Genomic DNA, 22943 nt, shown 5'->3' on the forward strand with positions numbered 1-22943 from the left:
GTCAGAGAGAAGGCCCGTACTGGCGTTTTGGTTCCTTGCCCGCGCGCTTATCGTCGGCATCCTGGAACGCCTGCTTCAACAAGGTATTGCCGTTCATCAGTTCGACATATTGCCGCGCGGAGCGGCCCGAGTTGTCGTTGCGGTCCGCATCCGCGCCCTTATCCAGCAGCAGCCGCACCAGTTCGGTATTGCGCTGATGCACGGCGGCGATCAACGGCGTTTCACCGGTCTGGTCGCTGACATTGACGTCCGCCCCGCTTTTGATCAGCGCCTCGACCCCTTCGATGAAGCCGAGCGTGGTGGCCATCTGCAGCGGCGTCAGGCCTTTCTTGTTGCGGATATTGGGATCGGCCGAACGCTGGAGCAGAAACCGTACCCACAAGGCGTCGCGACGCTGCACGACGAGGTGAAGGCCAGTATCCCCGCTGGTGATATCGCGGCTGTTGACGATCGTGCTGCCCGGCTGGTTCAGCATATCGGTGGCCGTGTCGCCATCGCGCTCCTTGACCGCTTCGAGGAACTTGTACCCGTCCGATTGGAACTGCGCTGCGGCCGGGAACGACACCGCGAAAGCCAACGCCAGTGTCAGCGCCATCGCCATCTGGGGCAGGATTGCGCTGGCAATCCGCGCGCGAGACCCTAACTTGCGCAAAACCTCGACAGCCACGGTTTGATCCTTTCGCATTTGCTGTAACCCAAGCCCCTGTAACATCAGCAGCGGCTGCAATCGCAAGACTCCAGTTAGCAGACCATGAACCGTATCAACAAGCCTTCGCCCCGTATTGCCGCCCTGCTTGCCGCCGCCGCGCTGGCGCTGACCGGGTGCGGTGCCACTGCGCCCGCAGCCGAGCCGCCGCTGGCAGGAGCCGATATCGGCGGCGATTTCGCGCTCACCAACAGCGCGGGCGAAACCGTGCGCTGGGATGATTTCGCAGGGCAGTACCGCGTGGTCTATTTCGGCTATGCCTTCTGCCCTGATATCTGCCCCACAGACATGCAGCGCGTGGCGCAGGGGCTGAAGGTGCTGAAGGCAGCCGATCCCGACACCGCGGCGAAGATCACGCCGATCTTCATTACCATCGATCCCGATCGCGACACCCGCCAAGTGGTGGGCGAATTCGCCGCCGCGTTCTCGCCCGACATCATCGGGCTGACCGGCACGCCCGAACAGATCGCCGCCGCCGCCAAGGCGTTCCGGGTGTTCTACGCCAAGGGTGAGGCGGTGGACGGCGGCGGTTATCTGGTTGATCATTCCAATATCGTCTATCTGTTCGGCCCGAATGGCGAGCCGCTGGCCACGCTGCCGGTCGATCAGGGCGCAGATGCGGTCGCAACGGAACTGGCACGGTGGGTGAGTTGAGGGATCGCTTCTGGGAACTGCCGCTGGGCAAGCTCGACCGCGCTGAGTGGGAGGCGCTGTGCGACGGTTGCGGGCGGTGCTGCCTTCACAAGATCGAAGATGAAGACACAGGCGAAATCCACGACACCAATGTCGCCTGCCGTCTGCTCGACACCGGCACCGCACGCTGCAGCGACTATCGCAACCGCAAGGCCTTCGTCCCCGATTGCCTGCGGTTGACACTCAGGATCGTCGAGCAGGTCAATTGGCTGCCCTCCACCTGCGCCTACCGCCTGCGCGCCGATGATCGCCCGCTGCCGGAATGGCATTACCTCATTAGCGGCGATCCTGACGCGGTGCGCCGCGCCGGCGTATCGGTGGTGGGCCGGGTGGTGAGCGAGACCGACGCAGGCCCGCTCGAACATCATATCACCGATTGGCCCTCGCCGCCCCGCCGCGGCCGCCCCGATCGCGCCGGTCGTCACGATCGTCATGCGCACGAGGCCGAGGAAGAAGGCGCGTGATGGACTGGCTGCGCCGCACCCAGCCCGAACCAGCTATCGCGCTGGGGGACACCACCGTGCCGATCGTGCTGCGGCGGCTGCACAATGCCAAACGGCTGACCCTGCGGCTCGCACCCGACGGCAGCGAAGTGCGCATCACCCTGCCCGCCTGGGCCGAAAGCCGCGAGGCGATCGCCTTTGCCCATGCCCGCGCCGACTGGCTGGAAAGCCAGTTCGCCCGCCTGCCGCAGCGCGCCGTTCCGGTGCCGGGGGGCGAGGTGCGCTATCGCGGCGCAGGTTTGCGCATCGCATGGGAACCGCGCGCCCCGCGCCGCCCGGCGGTGGATGGCGAAGCGCTGCGCCTCGGCGGGCCGCAAACGGGCCTCGAAACCCGCATCCGTCGCTGGCTGGAAGCCGAAGCCCTGCGGTTGTCGGAAGCCGACATGCACGATTATTGCACTGCCGCCGGTCTCGATCCGGTGCCGCTGGGGCTGACCCGTGCACAGCGGCGCTGGGGATCGTGTTCGGACAAGAGCCGCATCCGCATCAACTGGCGGCTGGTGCAGGCCCCCGATTTCGTCCGCCGCTCGGTGGTCGCGCACGAAGTCGCACATCTCGTCCATTTCGATCACAGCCCGGCCTTTCACGCGCTGCTGGGGCGCATCTATGATGCCGATATCCGGCAGGCCGACCGCTGGCTGAAGGAGCATGGGCGCGGACTCTACGCCGCATTCGGCTGAGCGGAGCCCTTTGCCTTCGCCGCCAGCACTCCCTATATTAGGGCCATGCTGTCCAAGTCGCGCTTCAACCCCGCCCCCGGCATTGCCGATTTCTGGAACGAGATCCGGCGTCCGCAGCCCTATCGCTGGCCGATCCTCGGGCTGTCGATCCTGCCGGTCGCGCTGATCCTGTATTCGGCCATGGGAACCACGGTCTACAAGGATCCCGAGCGCCCCCGCATCACTTACATCACCACCTTCGATCCGACCCGAACCGACGCGCAGATCATCGCTTCCAACCGTGCCAATCAGGAGGTGAAGACCCTGCGCGAAGCCGAGGAAGCCCGCATCGCAGAGCGCAAGCGCGAACTGTACAAGGCCCTGGGCGCGGCGGCAGGCATGGATGTCGACGCAATCGAGCGCAAGGCCGATGCCGAGCGTGCTGCCGAAGAGGCTGCCGCAGCCAAGCGGCGCGCGGAACTGCTCGGGCAGGTCGGCACGGCCGCTGCCCAAGCCGACGAAGGCGCTGACCAAGGCACTGGCGAAGGCGCTGGGCGATAGGCGCTGCCGCCTCTCCCACCGATCACGACTGGATGGCCGCCGCCGCGCGGCTGGCACTACGCGCGCGCGCGTTATCATGTCCCAATCCCGGCGTGGCTGCGCTGGTGGTCCATCATGACCGGGTGATCGCACGCGGCTGGACGCAGCCCGGCGGGCGGCCCCATGCCGAGGCCGCGGCGCTGGCAGGGCTCGCGCCCGAAGTGCTGGCCGAATCGACGCTGTACGTCACGCTCGAACCCTGCGCGCACCGGTCGCCGCGCGGCCCGGCCTGCGCCGATCTGATCGTTGCCGCGCGTCCGGCCCGGGTGGTAGTCGGCCAGCACGACCCCGATCCGCGCACCTCGGGCGCAGGGCTGGCGCGGCTGGCAGCGGCTGAGATCGCGACCCGCCTGCTTGATGATCCCGCCTCCGCCGCCAGCCTCGCCGGGTTCCTGACCCGGCAACGCTTCGGCAGACCTCAGGTGACCCTGAAGCTGGCGACCTCGCTCGACGGCTGCATCGCGCTCGCCGATGGCACCAGCCGATGGATTACCGGCAAGGCCGCACGCGCCCATGTCCATGCCCAGCGCGCACAGCACGACGCCATTCTCGTGGGTGGCGGGACGTGGCGGGCAGATAGCCCCCGGCTCGATGTGCGCCTGCCCGGACTTGAGATGCGCTCCCCCCGGCGCGTGGTGTTGACCCGTGGCACTGCGCCGGACGGTGTGAACGCGATTGCCGCGCCCGAAGCCATCGCGGGCCTCGAGGGCGTGTTGAACCTCTATGTCGAAGGCGGAGCGGAGACTGCGGCAGCCTTCCTCGCCGCGGACCTCGTCGACGAACTGCATCTATACCGCGCACCGATTTTGATCGGCGATGGTCGCCGCAGCCTCGGCGCGCTGGGCCTCGCCAGCCTGAATGCCGCGCACGGGCGCTGGGCGCTGCATGAACGCCGCCAGCTTGGCAGCGATGATTTCGCCGCCTATTGGCGCACCCGTAACTAGGAAGGACGCAGGCACCATGTTCACCGGCATCGTCACCGCCATCGGCACCATCGCCAGCGTCGAGCAGCGCGGCGATATGCGGCTGCGTATCGCGGCGCCGCTGGACCCGGCGCGGATCGACATCGGCGCGTCGATCGCATGTTCGGGCGTGTGCCTGACCGTGGTCGAACGCGGCGGCAGCGCCGGGGATGCGTGGTTCGACGTCGATGTCTCGGGCGAAACGGTCAGCCGCACGATGCCCCGCATGTGGGAGGCGGGCGCGAAGCTCAATCTCGAACCGTCGCTGAGGCTCGGCGACGAATTGGGCGGGCATATCGTCACCGGGCACGTCGATTCGGTTGGCGAAGTGGTGCTGGCCCGGCAGGACGGCGGCAGCTGGAAGGTCGCGATCCGCGCGCGGGCCGAAATGGCGCCGTTCATCGCCGAAAAGGGATCGATTACCGTCAATGGCGTGTCGCTGACCGTCAATGACGTGCGCGACCGGGCCGATGGCACCTGCGATTTCCTGCTCAACATCATTCCCCACACCGCCGAAGTGACAACGCTGGGCGATCTGGCGGTGGGCGACCGGGTCAACCTCGAGATCGACGTGCTGGCGCGTTACCTCAAGCGGATGCAGTCGTTGGCCGCGGGATAGCGCACCGCGTTCAGTTCCGCGGTGGGTTTCCTGAAGCAGGAGACAGATGAGACACTGTCCAAGGTTCGAAAATCCCGCCCTGCGGCAATGATCGGGCACAAGATCGAAAGACGAACCGCGGGGCATCAGTGCCACGCTGCCGCGTCACCGGCGAGTAGGAAAGCCGCGATCAGTCAACCTGTCGCCGAAATCCTTGCCACCCTTGCGCGGGGGCCCGGATCGCCAGCGGCGACCGCAGCGGTGGCCGGTGCGCGGTGCTCGGCTGCGAACCAATCATAGGTCTTGCGCAATCCTGCCGAAAGCGCGGTCGCAGGCTCCCACCCCAGCAATTCGCGGGCCTTGGTGATATCGGGGCGGCGGCGCTGGGGATCATCGGTCGGCAGGGCGTGGTGGACGATGGGGACCGGCCCATCGGCGATGTCGCACAGGGTTTCGACCAGCTCCGCAATCGTCAGTTCGTGCTGGTTGCCGATGTTGATCGCCAACAGATCGGGCATTTCCGCGCCCATCAGCCGCATCAGCGCGTCGACCGTATCCGCGACATAACAGAAGCTGCGCGTCTGGCTGCCGTCGCCATAGATCGTCAACGGCGCGCCCGAAAGAATCTGGCCGATGAAGTTCGACACCACCCGCCCATCGTCGATCCGCATATGCGGGCCATAGGTGTTGAATATCCGCGCCACCCGCACATCGGCCCGACCGCAGCGCGCGAAATCAAATGCCAGCGTCTCGGCGGCGCGTTTGCCTTCGTCATAGCAGGCGCGCGGCCCGGTGCAGCTGACATTGCCGCGATAGTCCTCGCGCTGGGGATGCACCGCAGGATCGCCGTAAACCTCGCTGGTCGAGGCAAGCAGGAACCGCGCGCCCGATTGCTCCGCCAGCCGCAGCAGGCGATCGGTGCCCACCACATTGGTCAGCATCGTGTGTTCGGGATCGGCCTGGTAGAGTTCGGGCGAGGCAGCGCAGGCCAGATTGTAGATCCGCCGGATCGACCGGGTTTCGCGCATCACCTCCTGCGGCAGCGGATGGGAAATGTCGCCCCAGACGAAGCGGAAGTCGGCAAATTTCTCCAGCGCGGCCAGATTGGGCACCCGCGCCGTCTGCAGATTATCGAGGCACAGCACCCGCTCGCCCGCCTCCAGCAGCGCACGGCACACGTGCGAGCCGATAAAACCAGCCCCTCCCGCCACCAAAGTCCAGCCTTCGGGTTCGCGTTTCATGCCATCTCTCTCCTGTCGGCAGCGGTTTTATCGGTATTTGCAACGTCGATCGCGAACCACAGATCGGCTTCGAATTGTTCGCCGCGGCGGGCGGCGCTATGGTGTTCCAGCACGGCGCCGCGGGCCGCCTTGCCGAGCTTTCGTGCCGGACGGCCCAGCGCGGCGATGACTTCGGCGCTGTCATCGGCGAGGATGATCTCGCTGCCCGGTCGCAGCACGGTCTCGATGCCCTGCCACTTGTCGGAAATGATCGGCGTTCCGCACGCCCCCGCTTCGAACAATCGCACCGATGGCGACCATCCGGCAGCGATCATGTCGGCGCGGGTGACGTTGAGCGTGAAGCGCGAGGCGGAGTAGAATGCGGCGTGCTGTGCAGGCGGCAGGTGCTCGATCCGCTGAACATTGGACGGCCATGCGATGTCGGCCGGATATTGCGGGCCGGCAACCGCGAAGCGCAGATCGGGGCGGCGACGCGCCGGTTCGATCAGCAGCCGCTCCAGCGTCGGCTGGCGATCCGGGCTGTAGGTGCCGAGATAGGACAGATCCCACCGCACCGGCACTTCAAGCGGGCGATAGCGCGCCGTGTCGACCGAACAATAGAGCGGCCGTGCGCTGCGGGCGCCGTAATCCCGCTCCAGCCGCGCCAGCGTCTCGCCGCCGGAGAACGAGAAGTAGATATCATACCCCGCGATCAGATCGCGCGAGAGGTAATCGCAATCCTCGCGGTCCAGCCGGGCAAGGGTGACGGGCGTGTCGATGTCGTAAAAGCAGGTGACGCCGCGCGCATGGGCCTGCACGAAGGCGCCTACCGCAATGCCATCGGGCACGTAGGAGCCGACCATCACCGCATCGGCCTCTGCAATGTCCTCGCGCCAATCCTCCAGCGCCGCGACACTGTCGTAATAGGCCAGCTTGCAGAAATCCGGATCGGGCAGGTCGCGGTGGTCGGCGTACCACGGCACGTTGCGTTCGAGGAACAGCACCTCATTCCCGCGCTCGGCGAAGGCGGATAACAGCGCACGGAAGGTGGTGGCGTGACCATTGCCCCATGACGAGGACAGGCTCAGCCCAAGGACGATCAGCTTCATGCCGCCACCTCGCGCCGCGCTTCGTGCAGCCGCTGCAGCACACTGTCGACCACCTCGGCCCGCAGTTCATATGTGTGTTCGCGCCGCACGCGCTCCAGCGCGGCTACGCCGATGGCCTGCGCCCGGTCAGGCGTGAGGCCCGCCAGATGCTCCGCCACGTCCTGCCCATCGCGTGCGACCAGCACTTCCTTATCCGGAGCGAGGAACATTTCGATGCCCTCCCACGCATCGGTGATCAGGCAGGCTCCGGCTCCGGCGGCCTCGAACACGCGGGTGGCGGGGGAATAGCCGATGGCGGCCATCGAATCGCGCGCCACATTCAACACCGCGCGCGGGGTGCAGTTGAAGGCGTTATGCGCGCCCGTGCCGACATGACCGATCGCCTCGACATTGGCGGGCATCGCCTTGTCCGCCCAGCCATTTCCGCCGATCAGGAAGCGTTTGCGCGGCCATGCGCCGGCGGGCCGGAGGAAGAATTCCTCCACCCGTGCCTCGCGATCGGGCAGCCGGTTGGCGAGGAAGGCAAGGTCGCACGCAAAGCGCGGGTCGGGCGGCACCGGAAAATGCGTGGTCACGTCGAGCGCGTTGTAGATCGGCACGCATTCGCGTGCGCCGAAGCCGCGATAGGCATCGACCACCGGCGGCCCGCCGCCATAGGTGAACACCAGATCGAGGTTTGGCAGCGCGCGGCGAACCGGATGATCGGGATCGGCTCGCATTTCTTCCAGCGTCGCGGCGGCATCGACATCCCAATAGATCGTGAGCGCATCGGCCCGCGCCTCGCGCAGCACCCCTTCGAGCAGTTCGCGATCATAGACGCCGACGCCGTTGGCCTTCACCACCACATCGGCCCTGCCCGCTTCGCCCAACACCTGCGCCAGGCCTTCGGGTGTGGCGGGGTAGACGACGGAGCGCGCCCATTCGGGCGGCTCGATATCGCGATGCGCCTGCCGGTCATAGGCATCGGGTTCGTAGAAGGTGATGTCGTGCCCACGTGCTGCCAAGGCCCGCAGGATACCGCGGTAATAGGTCGCCGCTCCGTTCCAGTAGGACGAAAGCAGGCTCGATCCGTAAAATGCGATTTTCATGCGGTCTCCTGTAGCCGTTTCGTGGTGCGCACCGGGCTGCCCAGCAGCGCCAGTAGTTCGTCGACACGGTGCGCGCAGGTGTGGCGTTGGCGAATGGTTTCGAGCCCGTGCGCGGCGAGGTCGGCGCGCATGGCGGGATCGGCGGCCAGATCGGCAAGGCAGGCGGTCATCTGCGCGCCGTCGCGGGCGATCAGGTAATCGGTTCCGGGCCGGAACAGCCCCTCGGCATCGTCCCACGGTGCGCTAACCAGCGGGATGCCGCAGGCCAGCGCCTCGAACACGCGGATGGTGGGGATGCCGGGAAGCTGCTCGGCATAGAAGCGGCGCGGCACGTGGACGGTGGCGAGAGCCTGCGCGAAGATCTCCGGCGCGCCCGCATTGGGCGCCCAGCCGCGATAGCGCGCGCCGTGGCGGGCCAGCATCTCCAGCGCCGCTGCGGGATAGCGCACCCCGTAGATGTCGAGCGGCAGTCCCGCCGCCTGCGCCGGACGCAGCAGAAACTCCGTCAGCTCATCGGAGCGTTCGCCGTCGCCCCAGTTGCCGATCCAGACCAGACCTTGGCGCCCGGTTTCCTGCTCGGGCGGGCGGAAGCGGCGCAGATCTGCGGCTTCGTGCCACACATGGACATCGCGTCCCCAGCCCCAGCCGCGATAGACCTCGGCCAGCGCCTCCCCGAAGGCGAGCACCCCGTCATAGCCCGACAGGTCATAGGCGCGCATCTCCTCCGGCGCGCTCACCGCGCGGTGGTGGGTATCGTGGAACAGCAGCCGAAACCGCGGGCCGCGCTTGCGCAAGGTGCCGAGCCGCGCGACCAGATCGGGTGTGTTCCATTCATGCACGATAACGAGATCGGCATCTGCGACCAGCCCCTCCAGATCGGCATCTTCCGGATAAATCTGCGGGGCGAGCCGGGGGTAGCTTTCCTCGAACGCCTTCAGTCCCGCGACACCATGATCGGCGATCAGGTTGGCCCGGCTCCACGCGCCGTGCGGTTCATAGGCGCGGGCATCGTGACCGCGCGCGATCAATTCGTCGAGCACCCCGCGCAGGAAATGGGCGTTGCCGTGGTTCCAGCACGATGTGAGCGAATGGGTGAAATAGGCGATCCTCATGCCGCCGCCTCCCGATCAGGGCGGAACGTCCGGTACAGCGCCATGACCGCGTCCGCCGTGGCGGCAGGCGTGTAACGCGCCGCCCGCGCCTGCGCTGCTGTGCCAAGCTGCTGGCGCAGCGCCGGGTCGCCATGCACCCGCGTAATCGCGGCGGCGAACCCCTCGGCATCGTCCGGATCGCTGAACAGCGCGGCCCCGTCCCACAATTCGCGGAAGGTCGCGATGTCGGACAGGACCAGCGCGCAGCCCGCCGATGCAGCCTCCAGCACCGCCAGCCCGAACGGTTCGAACCGCGCCGCCGACACCGCAATCGGACGCAGCGCCAGCAGTTCGTTCAACGCCGGGCCGGGCACCTGCCCCAGCGCCTGAATATGCGCGAAAGTGATCTCCTCGCCATGCGGACTGCACAGCGGCCCTGCGGCGAGGAACCGCAGGTCGATCATCCCCGCCGCCGCATCGAGCAGCGCGCCGTTCTTCACCGGGTCCCACATCCGGCCAATGGTCAGCGCCGCGTCGAGCCGGTGCGGGCCGCCCGTGACGCTAGTGCCGCTGGCAGTGGCTGGGCGGCCATTATGCACCACCAGCGGCATCTGCGGCAGGCGAAAGGTGGACTGGAGCGTCGCGGCGAAACTGGCGCTGGGGGCGACCACCACATCGGCGGCCAGTAGCCCGCGGCGCATCATCTCGCCGTGCCAGCGCAAAGCCCGATCGAGCGGTTCGGCTTTGGCGGCCTGCCACCAAGTCGCGATGCAGCCATGCGCCACCGCCACGACCGGCACCGGAAAGGCGGCGGCTCCGGCCAAGGCGGGCGAGTTGCAATGGATCAGGTCGGCCCCGCACGCGTGAGCCAGCCGCGCGAGCGATTGCGCTGCCTGCCGTGCCTCGTCAGCACCTTCGCACATCCAGTCGAGCGGCAGGCCTGTTTCGAGCAGCCGGACGCCGTCGATCCCGGCGGCGCAGCGACGTTGCGCTTCGTCCGGAGCGGGGCCGAGCACCGCCAGCGAGACCTGATAGCCGCCGCGCGCCAGTTCGCGGGCGAGGTCGGTCGAATACTGCCACACGCCGCCCACGGCATCGGTGGTCATCAAGACATGGCGTCCGGCCATGCGCGTCACGACACTCGCTCGGCCGAGCGCGCTGGCGCTGGCGCAGGTGCTTGCGGCGTGCCGGATGCCCGGCTGCTGACGAGCCAGTCCGCCAGATCGCGCAGCCCGGTGCGCCACGGCTTGCGGCGGCCGAGACTCAGCGCATGGTCGGCGGCGCGGGTATCGGCCACGAACCAGCGTTGGTCGCCCGCGCGCCAATCGGCGAAGGTGACCTGCGGCGGATCGCCGGTGATCGCCCCGATCTCCTCGATCAGCGTCAGCAGGCTGACGGCGTTATCCGGCCCGCCGCCCCAGTTGAAGGCGCGTCCCGCGATATGCTCGATGTTCTCCAGCGCCGCGATATAGGCATCGCAGGTATCGGCCACATCGCAGATGTCCCGCACCTGCCGCCCGTCGCCGTAAAGTGTGATCGGCTGCCCGGCGAGCGCGCGGATCAGGAAATGCGCGACCCAGCCCTGATCCTCGGTCCCCATCTGCCGCTCGCCATAGATGCAGCTCATCCGCAAAACGGCAGCGGGAAGGCCGAAACTGCGGGCGTAGTCGAGCACGTATTGATCCGCCGCGCCTTTGGAACAGCCATAGGGTGTGTGAAAATCCAGCGGGCGGGATTCGGGCACGCCGTGGCTGGCAAGCGCGAAGTCCGTCGGTGCATAGCCGTCACCGCCCGGGCAAAAGCTCAGGTCGGCCAAATCGCCATAGACCTTGTTGGTCGAAGCGAAGATCATCGGCACGCCGGGCCGGTCGCGCCGCAGGGCTTCCAGCAACGCAAAGGTGCTGGCGAGGTTGATGGCGAAATCGGATTGCGGGTCGGCAAGGCTGGTGGTCACCGCCACCTGCGCGGCAAAGTGAAACACGCCGCCGACGCCGCGCACCGCCTTTTCGATGCAGCCCGCCTCACGCAGGTCGGCGACCACCGGCTCGACCCGGTCGCCGTAGCGCGCTGTCAGCCATGCCAGATTGCGCTCGACCCCGGGCCGTTCGAGCGAATCGAGGATACGCACCCGGCAGCCGCGCTCCAGAAGCCGGGCGGCTAGGTTCGAACCGATGAACCCCGCCCCGCCGGTGATCAGGATGGTCTTGCCGTCGTCCAGCCTCATGCGACCAGCCCGCGCGCTTCGAGTTCCCCGCGTGCCCGTTCGGCACGGTCTTCGGCGGTCTGGCCCGACAGCCATTCGGCCAGATCGGCCAGCCCTTCGCCAAAATCCTGCCGCGCTTCGAAGCCGAGCACATCGCGGGCCAGCGTGACGTCGCAATAACAGTGACGGATATCGCCGGTGCGCGCCTTGCCGACGATCTCGGCCTCCACATTGTTGCGGCCCATCGCCTGCGCCAGACTGCGGGCCACATCGCTGACCGAACGATCCTCGCCCGATCCTACGTTGAACGTGCCGCCCGCCGCCGCCGGATGTTCCAGCGCATCGGCAAAGGCGTGCGCGACATCGCTGACATGCACGAAATCGCGCCGCTGCTCGCCATCCTCGTAGATCAGCGGCGGCTGCCCGTTGAGCAACCGCGCGGCGAAGATCGCCAGCACGCCGGTATAGGGATTGGAAAGCGCCTGCCCCGGCCCATAGACGTTGAACAATCGCAGACAGGTGCTCTCGATTCCGTACGGCGCCGCCATGATCTGGGTCATGCGTTCCTGCACATATTTATTGAGCGCATAGACCGAAGACAGGTTGGGCTGCTTCCATTCGGGCGTCGCCACCGGGGTCAGCGGCTGGCCGTCACCGTCGACCGGGTTCCATGATGATTGCCCGTCGCGTAGCACACCGCGCGCGGCATCCTCGATCAGGTTGCCCTGCCGATCGCGGTACAGCCCTTCGCCGTAGATGCTCATCGACGACGCAGTGACGATGCGCTGAACCGGGTTGTCGATCAGCCGTTCCATCAGCACGGCGGTGCCCAGATCATTGGTGGAGGTGTAGCGTTCCACCTCGTACATCGACTGGCCAACACCGACTTCGGCGGCGAGGTGCACCACGTGATCGGCACCCTTGAGGGCGCGGGCCACCGCATCGCCATCGCGGACGTCACCCTCGATCAGTTCGACATCCGAGGGAAGATCGCCGGGCCGCTCGCCGCCGGGATGCACCTGTTCGATCAGCGCATCAAACACGCGCACTTCAGACCCGCGCGACAGAAGTTCACGGCACAGATGCCGCCCGATGAAGCCTGCCCCGCCGGTTACCAATATCCTGTCAGCCAAAAACAATCCTCCCGCTTTGCCAAGGTTCTTCCTCTACTGAGTTCCTAGGGCAAATCGGGAGATCCAAGACTATAGGGTGATTTTAATGCATGTTTATCTGTAGTGCTTACCGCGATATGGCAGAACTTCTTTCATTTTTTACTTATAAAGTTTCATGCCGCAGCATATTCACTCAATATAGAAACCTGCCACCTTGAGGCGCAGCCGGAAGACCGCTTCTACTTTGCTAGCAAAAGCAAAATCAGGAGCATGATGACAGCCACCATCCTACTCGTTCGCCATGCGGCGCATTCGGATTTGGGTCGGGTCTTGTCCGGACGCGTAGGAGAGGTGCCATTATCGGCGGCCGGCACCGCGCAAGTGAACAGGCTCACCGCGCGTCTCGACGGCGAAGCATTGCACGCGGTTCACACAAGTCCGGTCCGGCGGGCGCAGGAGACGGCGCTGGCCGTTGCCCGCCGGCGCGGCATTGCTGTCGAAGTGGCCGAGCCGCTCAACGAAATCGATTTCGGCGAGTGGAGCGGCAAGGGCTTTGCCGAACTCGAACAGGATTTGCGATGGCGCGAATGGAATGCGCGGCGCGGCGATGCCGCCACCCCTTCGGGCGAGACCATGCTCGCGGTGCAGCAACGCGTGCTCGATCACCTGCGCCGGGTCGCCAGCACCGCGACGGGCCTGATCGTTGCAATGGTCACCCATGCCGATGTCATCCGCGCGGCGGTCGCAGGCATTTTGGGCCTTTCGCTGAACCGCATCCTGTCGTTCGATATCGACGCTGCCTCGGTCACCCGGATTGCGGCGGGACCATGGGGCGAACGCCTGATCAGCCTCAATGAACGGGTGGTCTGACGATGGCCAATACGCGACCACAGCGGCGCCGCAGCGAGGCGGCCGGGGACTTGCAGGAACGGGTTTCGGACCTCGCACCATGGTTCCAGAATATCGACATCGGACACGGCATCACGACCGCGCCCGATCACTTTCTCGGCGATTATCCGGCCTTCAAATACCGGCGGTTCAAGGATGCCCTGCCGGCCGACCTGTCGGGCAAGTCGGTGCTCGATATCGGCTGTAATGCAGGCTTTTATGCGATCGAGATGAAGAAACGCGGCGCGGCCCGCGTGCTGGGGATCGATAGCGACGAACGCTATCTCGATCAGGCGCGGTTGGCGAGCGCGGCGCTTGGCTTCAGCGATATCGAATTTGCCCGGCGCGATGTCTACGATGTGGCGGCGCTGGGCGAGACCTTCGACCTCGTGATCTTCATGGGGGTGCTGTATCACCTGCGCCACCCTCTGCTCGCGCTCGATCTGATCCGCGAACACGTGGCGGGCGACATGCTGCTGTTCCAGACCATGCAGCAAGGCAGTGATGCGGTGCTGGAAGTGCCTGAGGACCATCCGTTCCACAAACCCGGCACCTTCGATCCGCCGGATTATTTCGACGATCCGGCCTATCCCAAGCTGCATTTCATCGAACGCGAATATGCGCATGACTGGACCAACTGGTGGGCGCCCAATGCGGCGTGCAGTCAGGCGATGCTGCGTGCCGCCGGGTTTGCCATTGAGGCGCAGCCCGAACCCGAAGTCTATCTCTGCCGCATCGCGCCGGTTCCCTACCGCGAACATGGCCCCGCGGCAGTCTATCCATCGAAGGGAGCGCGCGCGTGATCGAAGCGGCAATGATCTGGAACGAACCGAACAACAAATCGCATTGGAACCCGGCGCTCGATCCCGACTGGTCGATCTATGCCGACACGGTGATCCGCGCCGGGAAAGCCATCAACGCGATCAATCCCGATGTCACCCGCGTGCTGGGCGGAATGTCGCCGATCGATCCGCATTGGGTGGAGCGGATGCGCAGGCATGGGGCGCTTGGGTCTGTCGATGTGGTAGCGGTGCACGGCTTCCCGCTCGACTGGAACCTGTGGCCGATCGACGCTTGGCCCGAACAGATCGCCGGAATCGAGGCGGTGGTGCCCGACAAGCCGGTCTGGGCCACCGAGGTCGGCGTCGGCAGCTTCGGGGCAGAGGAGGTGCAGGTGTTCGGCCTGAGCCGCACTGCCGAACTGCTGCTGGGCCGGGTGCCGAACGTCTACTGGTATTCGCTGTTCGACCTGCCGCAGGAATGGGGCGCGGAAACCCGCCACCGCGAGGCGGAAGGATCGAGTTACTACCGCCATTTCTACATGGGCCTGATCCGCGAAGACGGGACACCCAAACCCGCGCTCGAACATTACGCCCGCCATGCCGACCGGATGGGGCTGATGCAGTGGTTCCACTTCCACGATCCCCGGCTAGATGACGCGGTGCGGATCATGAAGGAGCTGGGCGTGCGCAAGCTGCGCACCGGCCTGTCATGGGCCGACCGCTTCCGTCCCGGCGCGCTCGACTGGTTTGACCGGCAGATGGAGGCGCTGGCCGATTTCGAGGTGATGGTGACCTATTGCTTCACCCCCGAACATCTCGGCGTCGAAGCCCACCACACAAGCTGCGCCCGCGATCCGCAGGCCTTCGCCGATTTCTGCGCCGAAATGACCGAACGTTACGCCCCCGCGCAGGCGGTAACCCCCGCCATGCCCAGGGCGGCACGCGCGTGACCACCTCATGACCCCCAAGGAGACTGCAATGCTCACCCCCCCTTCGCGCGCAATCAACGTGGCGCTGGTCGGCGTGGGCAATTGCGCCAGTTCGCTGGTACAGGGCATCGCCCATTATCGCGGCGGCGCGAACGACACCACCGGGCTGATGCATCAGGAGCTGGGCGGATATCATCCCGATGACATCCGCATCTGCGCCGCTTGGGATGTCGACCGGCGCAAGGTCGGACGCGATGTGGCCGAGGCGATCTTTGCCAGGCCGAACTGCACCACGCAGTTCTGCGAACAGGTGGAACCGACCGGGGCCACAGTGCGGATGGGCCCGATCCTCGATGGCATCGCCGAACATATGCGCGCCTTCCCGGATGATCGCACCTTCTGCGCAGCGGACGAACCCCAGCCGGACCGCGCCGAGGTGGTCGCGGGCCTGCGCGAAACCGGGGCCGACGTGCTGATGAACTACCTCCCCGTCGGATCGCAGCGCGCGAGCGAGTTCTATGCCGAATGCGCGCTGGAAGCGGGGGTATCCTTCGTCAACAACATCCCGGTATTCATCGCCAGCGATCCCGTATGGGCCGAGCGGTTCCGGAAAGCGGGCGTGCCGATCATCGGTGACGACATCAAGGCGCAGCTGGGCGCAACCATCGTCCACCGCGTGCTGACCGACCTGTTCCGCAAGCGCGGGGTGAAGCTGGAACGCACCTATCAGCTCAACACCGGCGGCAATACCGACTTCCTCAACATGCTGGAACGCAGCCGGACGGCATCGAAGAAGATTTCCAAGACCGAAGCGGTGCAATCGGTCGCCGCGGCGCGGTTGGTGGACGAAAACATCCATATCGGCCCGTCCGATTATGTCGCGTGGCAGAACGACAACAAGGTGTGTTTCCTGCGGATGGAGGGGACGATGTTCGGCGGGGTGCCGATGAACCTCGAAATGCGGCTGTCGGTGGAGGATTCGCCCAATTCGGCCGGTGTCGCGATCGACATGATCCGCTGTGCCAAGCTGGCGCGTGATCGCGGGCTGGCGGGGCCGATAGACCCTGCCGCCGCCTATTTCTGCAAGCACCCGCCCCGGCAGTTGACCGATGACGAGGCATGGACCGCGCTCGAAGCCTTCATCGCGGCTGACTGACCGGTGACAGGCATGATGAAAGCAGCCGTGTTGCGCGGCCCCGGAGAACTCGCCGTCACGCGTGCCGCCCTGCCCGAGCCGGGCGCAGGCGAAGTGCGCGTGCGGCTGGAAGGCTGCGGCGTGTGCGCGTCCAATCTCACCCCGTGGGAGGGGCCGGAGTGGATGGAGTTTCCCACCAGCCCCGGCGAATTAGGGCACGAAGGCTGGGGCGTGATCGACGCCGTCGGCCCCGGCGTCACCGATCTGGCCGAGGGCGACCGGGTCGCGGCGCTGACCTACCGCTCCTATGCCGAGGCCGACATTGCGCAAGCGGGCATGGTGGTGAAACTGCCGCCGGAACTGGACGGCCAGCCCTTCCCCGGAGAGCCGCTGGGCTGCGCATTCAACATCTTCCGCCGGAGCGCGATCAAACCCGGACAGCATGTCGCGATCATCGGCATCGGCTTCCTCGGCGCGGTCCTGACCCGGCTTGCGAGCGCAGCCGGGGCGCGGGTCATCGCGATCTCGCGCCGCGCCGAATCGCTCGATCTCGCCCGCCATTACTGCGCTGCCGAGACGATCCCGATGGACGATCACTGGCAGATCATCGAACAGGTGAAGGCGATCACCGGCGATGCGCTGTGCGAACGCGTGATCGAATGCGTGGGCAAGCAATGGCCGCTCGATCTGGCGGGAGAACTGGTCGGCTTCGGCGGCAGGCTGGTGGTCGCGGGCTACCATCAGGACGGCCCGCGTCAGGTCAACATGCAGAACTGGAACTGGAAGGGGATCGACGTGATCAACGCGCATGAACGCGACCCGGCAGTGCAGCTACGCGGTGTGCGCGAGGCGGTTGATGCGGTGGCGAGCGGCAGGCTCGATCCCGGCCCGCTGTACACGCACCACTATGCGCTGGCGCAGCTCGGCGAAGCTCTGGATGCGACGCGCGACAAGCCACCCGGCTTCGTCAAGGCGCTGATCGATCTGACATGACCCGGCCACGGATCGGGTTTCTCGGCACCGGCTGGATCGGCCGTCACCGCATGGCCGCGATTGCGGCGAGCGGCGCGGTCGATGTCGCCGCCATCGTCGATCCGTCGGAGGATTGCGCCCGCGAAGCGCAGGCCATCGCCCCTGCAGCCGCCATCCTGCCTGGCTTCGACGACCTGCTCGATGCCGAACTCGACGGGGTGGCGATCGCGACCCCCAGCGCGCTGCACGCCGATCAGGCGATCGCGGCGCTGGAGGGCGGGCTGGCGGTGTTCTGCCAGAAACCGCTGGGCCGCACGGCTGACGAGGCAGGCCGCGTGGTCGAAGCGGCGCGTGCGGCGGACCGGCTGCTGGCGGTGGATTATTCCTATCGCCAGACCGCTGCCGCCGCAGCGCTCGCCGACCTGATGGCGTCTGGCGAATTGGGCGAAATCTTCGCCGCCGATCTGGTGTTCCACAATGCCTACGGCCCGGACAAGCCGTGGTTTTATGACCGCGCGCAATCGGGCGGGGGCTGTGTCATGGATCTGGGCGTGCATCTTGCCGATCTTGCGCTGTGGCTCACCGGCTTTCCGGCGGTGGAGGCGGTCACATCGCGGCTGTTTGCGGACGGAAAGCCGATTGCTCCCGGCAGCGATCAGGTGGAGGATTACGCAACGGCGCGGTTCGATCTTGCGACCGGCGCTGCGGTGCAATTGGCGTGCTCGTGGCGGCTCAACGCCGGACAGGACGCCCGGATCGAGGCGAGCTTCTACGGCACCAAGGGCGGCGCATCGCTGCGCAATGTCGGCGGCAGTTTCTACGATTTCGAATTGCTGCACTATCGCGGCACGTCATCCGCGGTGCTGGTATCGCCGCCCGATGACTGGGGCGGCCGCGCCGCCGCCGCCTGGGCGCAGCGGCTCGCAAGCGATGCCTCGTTCGATACAGCGGCGCTGCGCCTTGTCGAAGTCTCCGCGCTGATCGACCGGATTTATGCCGCAGATGGCGGCAGGCGGTCAGACCGCGACTGATGCCAGCGCGGCGATGAATTTGGGCAGGTTGCCCTGCGTCAGTCCGGCGATGTTGATGCGGCCCGATCCGGCCATGTAGATGCCGTGATCGTCACGCAAGGCCGCGACCTCGTCCTTGAAGACGGGCAGCATCGCGAACAGGCCGTTCTGGGTGCCGAGCGGCACGAGATCGATCCGCCCCGCCGTTCCCGCATTGGCGAGCGCATCGCGCACTTGCCGCATCCTTGCGCGCATCTGGTCGAGTTCGGCCACCCACAGCTTGGTCAGGTCGGGATCGCGCAGGATGATCCGCACCGCCGCGCCGCCGTGATCGGGCGGCATCGACCAGCACGCGCGGGCCAGCGCATTGGCGTTGCTGAACGCGGTGTCGAGCGCGGCTTTGTCCTGTGCCAGAACGTAGAACGCGCCCACCCGGTCGCGATACTGGCCGAAATTCTTGTCGCAGCTATAGGCGATGAAAGCTTCGGGCACCTTGGCCAGCACCGCGCGCAGGCCGGCCGCGTCTTCCTCCAGACCCTGTCCCAGCCCCTGATAGGCGCTGTCGATGATGGGGAAGGTGCCGCTGTCCGCGAAAGCCTCGGCAATCGCGTCCCATTGATCGGCAGTGTAATCGATGCCGGTGGGGTTATGGCAGCAGGCGTGCAGCAGCACCGCCGCATCATCGCCCGCGCCGTTGATCGCGCCCAGCACGGCATCGAGATTGGCGCTGCCATCGGTATTGGCGTGATTGAAAGGCACCAGCTCCAGCCCCAGATCGGCGAGGATCTGCGCGTGGTTGGGCCAGCTCGGCACGCCCATGTGGATGCGTTTCACGCCCGCCTTCTGCGCCAGCGCCAGCGCCAGCCGGACCGCGCCGGTGCCGCCCGGCGTCTGCATTCCGGTGATCCGCCCGCCCCTGGTGGGGTCGCCGCCAAAGATATAGGGCATCAACGCATTGACGAAGCCCATGTCGCCTTCCGGGCCGAGATAGGACTTGCTGTCCTGTTCATCGACCAGCCGCTGTTCGGCCGCCTTGATCGCGGCGAACACCGGGGTGTCGCCGTCCTCGGTGCGATAGACCCCGACACCGAGGTCGATCTTGTCGCTACGCGAATCGGCGGCGTAGAGGCGGATGAGGGCGAGCAGCGCGTCGGGCGCCTGCGGATCGAGTCGGTCAAGCATCATGGCCCGGCACATGGCGCGCCGGGACGCACACCGCAACCGGGTTTTCGCGCAATTTTCTAAAAGGGCAGCCAGCGCTGCTTTTTGGAAAACTTCATGTAGCCCGCGTTCACGCCCAGCCGCAGGCCTGCTCCCATGCGGATCGGGATCAGCACGACATCGCCCCAGCGCATGTAGCTGGCGTGCAGCCCGCCGACGAAATAGGCCTGCCCCTCGCCCGCCGGGAAGCGTTTGTAGAGATCTTCACTGTCATACAGATTGTAGACAAGCACAAAGGTGTTGGCGGCATTGGCCCCCGCATCGAAGCCGATCGAAGGGCCGGTCCAGTAGACCTTCTTCTCGCCTTCGATCTTGTGGTGGAGCGTGCCCGAACCGTAGCGCGCGCCGACGATGAACGCCCCGCCCGCTTCGCGCCCGACGATATAGGCGTTGGGCTTGCCCTGCTTTTCCAGCAAATCCTCGATCATCCGGGCAAGGCCTTCCGCGCCCTTGCCAAACACGCCCTCGGCCGCGCCGATCAGGTCGTCCTCGCCATAGGTCGCGCCATCCTCAGCCGTCGGGAGCGGTGCCGCGTCTGCCGGTGCTGCCGGGTCCTGCGCGGCAGAGGGTGCACCGTAGTCGCCGAACTCTTCCTCGAACGCCGGTGCGGTCGGTGCTGGTGCTGGTGCCGACGATTGCTGGCTTTCGGGTGCGATCAGATCGCCGTCGATGCCGCCCTCGGGCGCGGTGTTCTGCGTGCTGTACGCCTGATCGGGATCGAAGCTTTCAAGCTCCTGCGCGGTCGCGGGAACCGTCAGCGCGCAGGCCGCAAGCAGGCCCGTGACCAGCCCTCCCAGCCGACCGTGCAATCCGAAGGTTCGTCCAATCAATCCGGCCATGTTGCCGCCTTTCGCCTCAACCTGCCACCATGCGCAGACTTGCACATCTGACACAGAATCCCATTTGCCCTGCGCCGCAATCGCCTGTCGCCGGAGCGAATCGGAATTGCGACGAGGCGTTTGTGGCTATGCCGCCCAGCATGAACCGCTGCCGAATATCGGCGTCGCCTTCCGGTCATGCAGGGCGTCCTCCGCGTTTTTTCGCAAGCCACCTTGCCGCTGACCAACATGCCGACTATAGCGCGCTCCTCGCAGCCTCGCTGTTGCCCGGAGACGTGGGTGAGTGGCTGAAACCAGTTCCCTGCTAAGGAACCGTACTCTATCAGGGTACCGAGGGTTCGAATCCCTCCGTCTCCGCCACCGGCCCTTCCAGGCCGGTCCAAACCCAGCCAAAGGGCCTAGCAAGCCCTTTACAATACACCGTTTTGGCGTCCAATCCGTTCCAGCCTAATCCTGCCCTAGCCAGATACATGTCGGGGTAGATTGGGGGTAAGGGACTCAAACGATTGGGGGTATTGGATGCTTACGGATAAAGCGATTCGCGCCGCAGCACCAAAGGACAGGGCATACAAGGTGTCCGACAGCGGCGGGCTCTTCCTGCATATTTCGCCAAAGAATCATAAGTCATGGCGCTTCAAGTATCGTTTGGACGGGAAGGAACAGCTGCTCACGCTTGGGGTCTATCCAGAAGTCTCGCTCGCCGAGGCGCGGGAGAAGCGCAACGATGCTCGCAAGCTGCTCCGTGATGGCCGAGACCCCAGGGTTTCTGCCAAGCGCGCCATGCTCGTTGGTAACAGTGGGACCTTCCAGACCTTCGAACAGGCGGCTCGTGCATGGCACACAGTCCAGAAGCCGAAGTGGAAGCCTGTTCACGCTAATGATGTGATCACCAGCCTTGAACGGGATATCTTTCCGCACTTGGGCAAAATGCCGATGGACGTCATCGATAAACCGCTGTTGCTGTCGGTACTGAAGAAGATCGAGGGGCGCGGCTCAATCGAGACGGCACGGCGGGTGAAACAGCGCGTCGCTGCAATCTTCCGCTATGTGAATGCGCATGGGGCTGCCCTCGAGAACCCGGCGAACGACTTAAATGACGCGCTAGCGCCTCTGCCGCCCTCAAAGCGTTATCCGGCGCTGCTCGACGTGGACGCCATAAAAAGGATGCTTGGAGACATTGACCGGGCAGGTGCTTCTCCTGTCACCCGGCTTGCAAGCCGGTTCCTTGCACTCACAGCCCAGCGCCCCGGCATGGTGCGACACATGGAATGGAACGAGATCAGCGGCGTCGACTGGGCCAATCGGTCAGCCGATGTCAGCGAGGCCCTTTGGACAGTGCCTGCAGGCAAAATCAAGCAGGAGCTGAAGCTGCGCAGCGACGAGGCCTTCGACCACAAGATCCCGCTGTCGTCGCAGGCCGTCCAAATACTGCGGGTCGTTCGCCTGCTCACTGGCCGTGCGCCCTACGTCTTTCCGAACGCCCGCGCAGGCACTGCGGCGATGACCGTGAATGCGATCGGCTATCTCTACAACCGCGAAGGCTATAAGGGAAAGCATGTGCCGCATGGCTGGCGCTCGAGCTTTTCAACCATCATGAATGAGCAGGCCGAACGCGAGTTGGGCACTGACGTGCGACTGTTTGCCGACCGCCTGATCATCGACCTGATGCTGGCCCACACGCCCGCAGGCATGAGCGCCACCGAACTGCGCTACAACCGGGCGCGCTATATGGGCCGTCGGCGCGAGCTGGCCAAGCGGTGGGCCGATATGATCATGGATGGCGCACTACCGGCCACCGAGATCCTAGACAGCCCCCGTCGCAAGCCGCGCTAGCTTATCGATCTCCGGCCTTGGGCTGCTTTCTCTTCGACCCACGCCATCACTTCGCTTTTGCGCCAGACGGCCCGGCCGCCAAGCATGATGTTGTCCGGAAAACCGTCGTCTTTGATTTTGGCGTAGATCGCGCTTCGTCCAAGCTTGACCAGCGCTTCAACCTCCGGGCGCGTAAGCAATTCATCGCCGACCGACAGGGATTGCGAAAAGCTGACCCCTGCATCGCCCTCGAAGCTTTGTCCTTGCGGTTCGAGGGCAGTCTTCACCCGCCGGGCAGCCACTGCCCGTGCGGCGCGTAGCTGCGGGTCAAGCGCCGCTTCCAATTCGCGATTGCTGAGGCGAGCCGGGGAAATCAAACCTGCGAGCCACTCGTCAAAATCAGCGCTATCGACGAAGATGCGGTGTGTGAGCGGCGCCTCGTGATTAGCCCAATCGTGAAGGTTGAAAGCACCGGTTGCCATCCTCGGCAAAGGATCGTCGATCTCCCACATGCTCGCCACTATCGGGACAACCTCGCCGCCGCCCAAGGGCCGCGCGAAGGTGGCAATTCTCTCTCGTACGAACTGGGTCGTCAGAAACGCGGCATCCATAGTCACCAGATGGCGGCAGGCGTCGTTCTCACCCTCGTCTTCAGGCGCGGCGAAAATCTCCGGAAGCTCGTGCTCATGGAAGCCTTGTTGGACGCAGACAAGGTCGCCGAAGGCTTTCACCAAGGCTATGCGACCCGCTGATGTGGTCAAGGCTTGTTCAAGGTAGGGCGACCATGGCGTGATTAGTGTCATTCAAACCT

Annotated in this window: 24 protein-coding genes and 1 tRNA gene; 14 read left to right on the forward strand and 11 right to left on the reverse strand. The window is 65.6% G+C overall.

Annotation, left to right across the window (positions count from 1 at the left end; translation table 11 throughout):
* Nucleotide 1 precedes the first annotated feature (1 nt).
* Nucleotides 2-727 carry an ankyrin repeat domain-containing protein gene (locus J3454_RS14885; protein WP_349514537.1) on the reverse strand — a complete coding sequence of 242 codons (726 nt, stop codon included), beginning with the start codon at nucleotides 725-727 and terminating at the stop codon, nucleotides 2-4.
* A gap of 24 nt (nucleotides 728-751) precedes the next feature.
* Between J3454_RS14885 and J3454_RS14890 the strand changes: the two genes are divergently transcribed.
* From J3454_RS14890 to J3454_RS14915, 6 genes are read left to right on the forward strand one after another with little or no spacing between them, the layout of a single operon-like run.
* Nucleotides 752-1360: an SCO family protein gene (locus tag J3454_RS14890; protein ID WP_349514538.1), complete on the forward strand. Its 609-nt coding sequence runs from the start codon at nucleotides 752-754 to the stop codon at nucleotides 1358-1360.
* The gene (locus J3454_RS14895; RefSeq protein WP_349514539.1) at nucleotides 1348-1863 is read left to right on the forward strand and encodes a YcgN family cysteine cluster protein; all 516 of its coding nucleotides are present in this window, start codon (nucleotides 1348-1350) and stop codon (nucleotides 1861-1863) included. The genes J3454_RS14890 and J3454_RS14895 overlap by 13 nt, the downstream gene beginning before the upstream one ends.
* Nucleotides 1860-2582, forward strand: coding sequence for a M48 family metallopeptidase (locus J3454_RS14900; protein ID WP_502878606.1), 723 nt, complete (start codon nucleotides 1860-1862; stop codon nucleotides 2580-2582). Before J3454_RS14895 ends, J3454_RS14900 begins: the two co-directional genes overlap by 4 nt.
* A gap of 45 nt (nucleotides 2583-2627) precedes the next feature.
* Nucleotides 2628-3122 (forward strand): hypothetical protein, encoded by a 495-nt coding sequence (locus J3454_RS14905; protein ID WP_349514541.1) that lies wholly within the window; start codon nucleotides 2628-2630, stop codon nucleotides 3120-3122.
* Nucleotides 3119-4105 carry a bifunctional diaminohydroxyphosphoribosylaminopyrimidine deaminase/5-amino-6-(5-phosphoribosylamino)uracil reductase RibD gene (ribD, locus tag J3454_RS14910; protein ID WP_349514602.1) on the forward strand — a complete coding sequence of 329 codons (987 nt, stop codon included), beginning with the start codon at nucleotides 3119-3121 and terminating at the stop codon, nucleotides 4103-4105. Before J3454_RS14905 ends, ribD begins: the two co-directional genes overlap by 4 nt.
* 16 nt (nucleotides 4106-4121) lie before the next feature.
* On the forward strand, nucleotides 4122-4742 hold the full coding sequence (locus J3454_RS14915) for a riboflavin synthase (RefSeq protein WP_349514542.1): 621 nt from the start codon (nucleotides 4122-4124) through the stop codon (nucleotides 4740-4742).
* A gap of 173 nt (nucleotides 4743-4915) precedes the next feature.
* Here the strand turns inward: J3454_RS14915 and J3454_RS14920 are convergent, their stop codons facing one another.
* The 7 genes from J3454_RS14920 to J3454_RS14950 are packed head-to-tail and all read right to left on the reverse strand — an operon-like array spanning nucleotide 4916 to nucleotide 12565.
* Nucleotides 4916-5962: an NAD-dependent epimerase/dehydratase family protein gene (locus J3454_RS14920; protein WP_349514543.1), complete on the reverse strand. Its 1047-nt coding sequence runs from the start codon at nucleotides 5960-5962 to the stop codon at nucleotides 4916-4918.
* Nucleotides 5959-7050 (reverse strand): CgeB family protein, encoded by a 1092-nt coding sequence (locus J3454_RS14925; RefSeq protein ID WP_349514544.1) that lies wholly within the window; start codon nucleotides 7048-7050, stop codon nucleotides 5959-5961. The genes J3454_RS14920 and J3454_RS14925 overlap by 4 nt, the downstream gene beginning before the upstream one ends.
* Entirely contained in the window at nucleotides 7047-8138 is a 1092-nt protein-coding gene (locus J3454_RS14930) for a CgeB family protein (RefSeq protein ID WP_349514545.1), read from the reverse strand. The genes J3454_RS14925 and J3454_RS14930 overlap by 4 nt, the downstream gene beginning before the upstream one ends.
* Nucleotides 8135-9250, reverse strand: a complete 1116-nt coding sequence (locus J3454_RS14935) for a CgeB family protein (protein WP_349514546.1) — start codon at nucleotides 9248-9250, stop codon at nucleotides 8135-8137. The genes J3454_RS14930 and J3454_RS14935 overlap by 4 nt, the downstream gene beginning before the upstream one ends.
* Nucleotides 9247-10335 carry a glycosyltransferase family 4 protein gene (locus J3454_RS14940; RefSeq protein WP_349514547.1) on the reverse strand — a complete coding sequence of 363 codons (1089 nt, stop codon included), beginning with the start codon at nucleotides 10333-10335 and terminating at the stop codon, nucleotides 9247-9249. Before J3454_RS14940 ends, J3454_RS14935 begins: the two co-directional genes overlap by 4 nt.
* A 26-nt stretch (nucleotides 10336-10361) precedes the next feature.
* Entirely contained in the window at nucleotides 10362-11453 is a 1092-nt protein-coding gene (locus J3454_RS14945; RefSeq protein ID WP_349514548.1) for an SDR family NAD(P)-dependent oxidoreductase, read from the reverse strand.
* Nucleotides 11450-12565, reverse strand: a complete 1116-nt coding sequence (locus J3454_RS14950; RefSeq protein WP_349514549.1) for an NAD-dependent epimerase/dehydratase family protein — start codon at nucleotides 12563-12565, stop codon at nucleotides 11450-11452. The genes J3454_RS14945 and J3454_RS14950 overlap by 4 nt, the downstream gene beginning before the upstream one ends.
* Nucleotides 12566-12817: 252 nt before the next feature.
* Between J3454_RS14950 and J3454_RS14955 the strand changes: the two genes are divergently transcribed.
* Genes J3454_RS14955 through J3454_RS14980 form a run of 6 tightly spaced genes read left to right on the forward strand, consistent with a single transcriptional unit; the run spans nucleotide 12818 to nucleotide 18281 of the window.
* Nucleotides 12818-13414 carry a histidine phosphatase family protein gene (locus tag J3454_RS14955; protein WP_349514603.1) on the forward strand — a complete coding sequence of 199 codons (597 nt, stop codon included), beginning with the start codon at nucleotides 12818-12820 and terminating at the stop codon, nucleotides 13412-13414.
* Between the two features lie 2 nt (nucleotides 13415-13416).
* Nucleotides 13417-14235, forward strand: a complete 819-nt coding sequence (locus J3454_RS14960; protein WP_349514550.1) for a TIGR04290 family methyltransferase — start codon at nucleotides 13417-13419, stop codon at nucleotides 14233-14235.
* Nucleotides 14232-15164, forward strand: a complete 933-nt coding sequence (locus J3454_RS14965) for a glycoside hydrolase 5 family protein (protein WP_349514551.1) — start codon at nucleotides 14232-14234, stop codon at nucleotides 15162-15164. The genes J3454_RS14960 and J3454_RS14965 overlap by 4 nt, the downstream gene beginning before the upstream one ends.
* A gap of 28 nt (nucleotides 15165-15192) precedes the next feature.
* Nucleotides 15193-16299, forward strand: a complete 1107-nt coding sequence (locus J3454_RS14970) for an inositol-3-phosphate synthase (protein ID WP_349514552.1) — start codon at nucleotides 15193-15195, stop codon at nucleotides 16297-16299.
* 12 nt (nucleotides 16300-16311) lie between these two features.
* Nucleotides 16312-17271, forward strand: coding sequence for an MDR/zinc-dependent alcohol dehydrogenase-like family protein (locus J3454_RS14975; protein WP_349514553.1), 960 nt, complete (start codon nucleotides 16312-16314; stop codon nucleotides 17269-17271).
* Complete coding sequence (locus tag J3454_RS14980; protein ID WP_349514554.1) at nucleotides 17268-18281, forward strand: Gfo/Idh/MocA family protein; 1014 nt, start codon at nucleotides 17268-17270, stop codon at nucleotides 18279-18281. The genes J3454_RS14975 and J3454_RS14980 overlap by 4 nt, the downstream gene beginning before the upstream one ends.
* Here the strand turns inward: J3454_RS14980 and J3454_RS14985 are convergent.
* Both J3454_RS14985 and J3454_RS14990 read right to left on the reverse strand, forming a co-directional pair.
* On the reverse strand, nucleotides 18267-19442 hold the full coding sequence (locus tag J3454_RS14985) for an amino acid aminotransferase (RefSeq protein ID WP_349514604.1): 1176 nt from the start codon (nucleotides 19440-19442) through the stop codon (nucleotides 18267-18269). The two genes, J3454_RS14980 and J3454_RS14985, sit on opposite strands and share 15 nt — an antisense overlap.
* A 59-nt stretch (nucleotides 19443-19501) precedes the next feature.
* The gene (locus J3454_RS14990; RefSeq protein WP_349514555.1) at nucleotides 19502-20320 is read right to left on the reverse strand and encodes a DUF1134 domain-containing protein; all 819 of its coding nucleotides are present in this window, start codon (nucleotides 20318-20320) and stop codon (nucleotides 19502-19504) included.
* Between the two features lie 269 nt (nucleotides 20321-20589).
* Between J3454_RS14990 and J3454_RS14995 the strand changes: the two genes are divergently transcribed.
* Together J3454_RS14995 and J3454_RS15000 are read left to right on the forward strand one after the other, a co-directional pair.
* Nucleotides 20590-20680: transfer RNA gene (locus tag J3454_RS14995), tRNA-Ser, on the forward strand.
* A gap of 159 nt (nucleotides 20681-20839) precedes the next feature.
* Nucleotides 20840-22153, forward strand: coding sequence for a tyrosine-type recombinase/integrase (locus J3454_RS15000; protein WP_349514556.1), 1314 nt, complete (start codon nucleotides 20840-20842; stop codon nucleotides 22151-22153).
* Here J3454_RS15000 and J3454_RS15005 read toward each other — a convergent pair.
* On the reverse strand, nucleotides 22150-22935 hold the full coding sequence (locus tag J3454_RS15005) for a helix-turn-helix transcriptional regulator (RefSeq protein WP_349514557.1): 786 nt from the start codon (nucleotides 22933-22935) through the stop codon (nucleotides 22150-22152). The genes J3454_RS15000 and J3454_RS15005 overlap by 4 nt on opposite strands.
* Between the last annotated feature and the right edge of the window lie 8 nt (nucleotides 22936-22943).

This window comes from Erythrobacter sp. NFXS35 (assembly GCF_040148725.1).
Taxonomy (GTDB): domain Bacteria; phylum Pseudomonadota; class Alphaproteobacteria; order Sphingomonadales; family Sphingomonadaceae; genus Erythrobacter.

Bases quoted from the DNA above. Each gene is read 5' to 3' on its own strand.
- J3454_RS14890 (WP_349514538.1), top strand. From the start codon at position 752: ATGAACCGTATCAACAAGCCTTCGCCCCGTATTGCCGCCCTGCTTGCC.
- J3454_RS14905 (WP_349514541.1), top strand. From the start codon at position 2,628: ATGCTGTCCAAGTCGCGCTTCAACCCCGCCCCCGGCATTGCCGATTTC.
- J3454_RS14915 (WP_349514542.1), top strand. From the start codon at position 4,122: ATGTTCACCGGCATCGTCACCGCCATCGGCACCATCGCCAGCGTCGAG.
- J3454_RS14920 (WP_349514543.1), bottom strand. From the start codon at position 5,962: ATGAAACGCGAACCCGAAGGCTGGACTTTGGTGGCGGGAGGGGCTGGT.
- J3454_RS14925 (WP_349514544.1), bottom strand. From the start codon at position 7,050: ATGAAGCTGATCGTCCTTGGGCTGAGCCTGTCCTCGTCATGGGGCAAT.
- J3454_RS14930 (WP_349514545.1), bottom strand. From the start codon at position 8,138: ATGAAAATCGCATTTTACGGATCGAGCCTGCTTTCGTCCTACTGGAAC.
- J3454_RS14935 (WP_349514546.1), bottom strand. From the start codon at position 9,250: ATGAGGATCGCCTATTTCACCCATTCGCTCACATCGTGCTGGAACCAC.
- J3454_RS14940 (WP_349514547.1), bottom strand. From the start codon at position 10,335: ATGACCACCGATGCCGTGGGCGGCGTGTGGCAGTATTCGACCGACCTC.
- J3454_RS14945 (WP_349514548.1), bottom strand. From the start codon at position 11,453: ATGAGGCTGGACGACGGCAAGACCATCCTGATCACCGGCGGGGCGGGG.
- J3454_RS14955 (WP_349514603.1), top strand. From the start codon at position 12,818: ATGACAGCCACCATCCTACTCGTTCGCCATGCGGCGCATTCGGATTTG.
- J3454_RS14960 (WP_349514550.1), top strand. From the start codon at position 13,417: ATGGCCAATACGCGACCACAGCGGCGCCGCAGCGAGGCGGCCGGGGAC.
- J3454_RS14970 (WP_349514552.1), top strand. From the start codon at position 15,193: ATGCTCACCCCCCCTTCGCGCGCAATCAACGTGGCGCTGGTCGGCGTG.
- J3454_RS14975 (WP_349514553.1), top strand. From the start codon at position 16,312: ATGATGAAAGCAGCCGTGTTGCGCGGCCCCGGAGAACTCGCCGTCACG.
- J3454_RS14980 (WP_349514554.1), top strand. From the start codon at position 17,268: ATGACCCGGCCACGGATCGGGTTTCTCGGCACCGGCTGGATCGGCCGT.
- J3454_RS14985 (WP_349514604.1), bottom strand. From the start codon at position 19,442: ATGCTTGACCGACTCGATCCGCAGGCGCCCGACGCGCTGCTCGCCCTC.
- J3454_RS14990 (WP_349514555.1), bottom strand. From the start codon at position 20,320: ATGGCCGGATTGATTGGACGAACCTTCGGATTGCACGGTCGGCTGGGA.
- J3454_RS15000 (WP_349514556.1), top strand. From the start codon at position 20,840: ATGCTTACGGATAAAGCGATTCGCGCCGCAGCACCAAAGGACAGGGCA.
- J3454_RS15005 (WP_349514557.1), bottom strand. From the start codon at position 22,935: ATGACACTAATCACGCCATGGTCGCCCTACCTTGAACAAGCCTTGACC.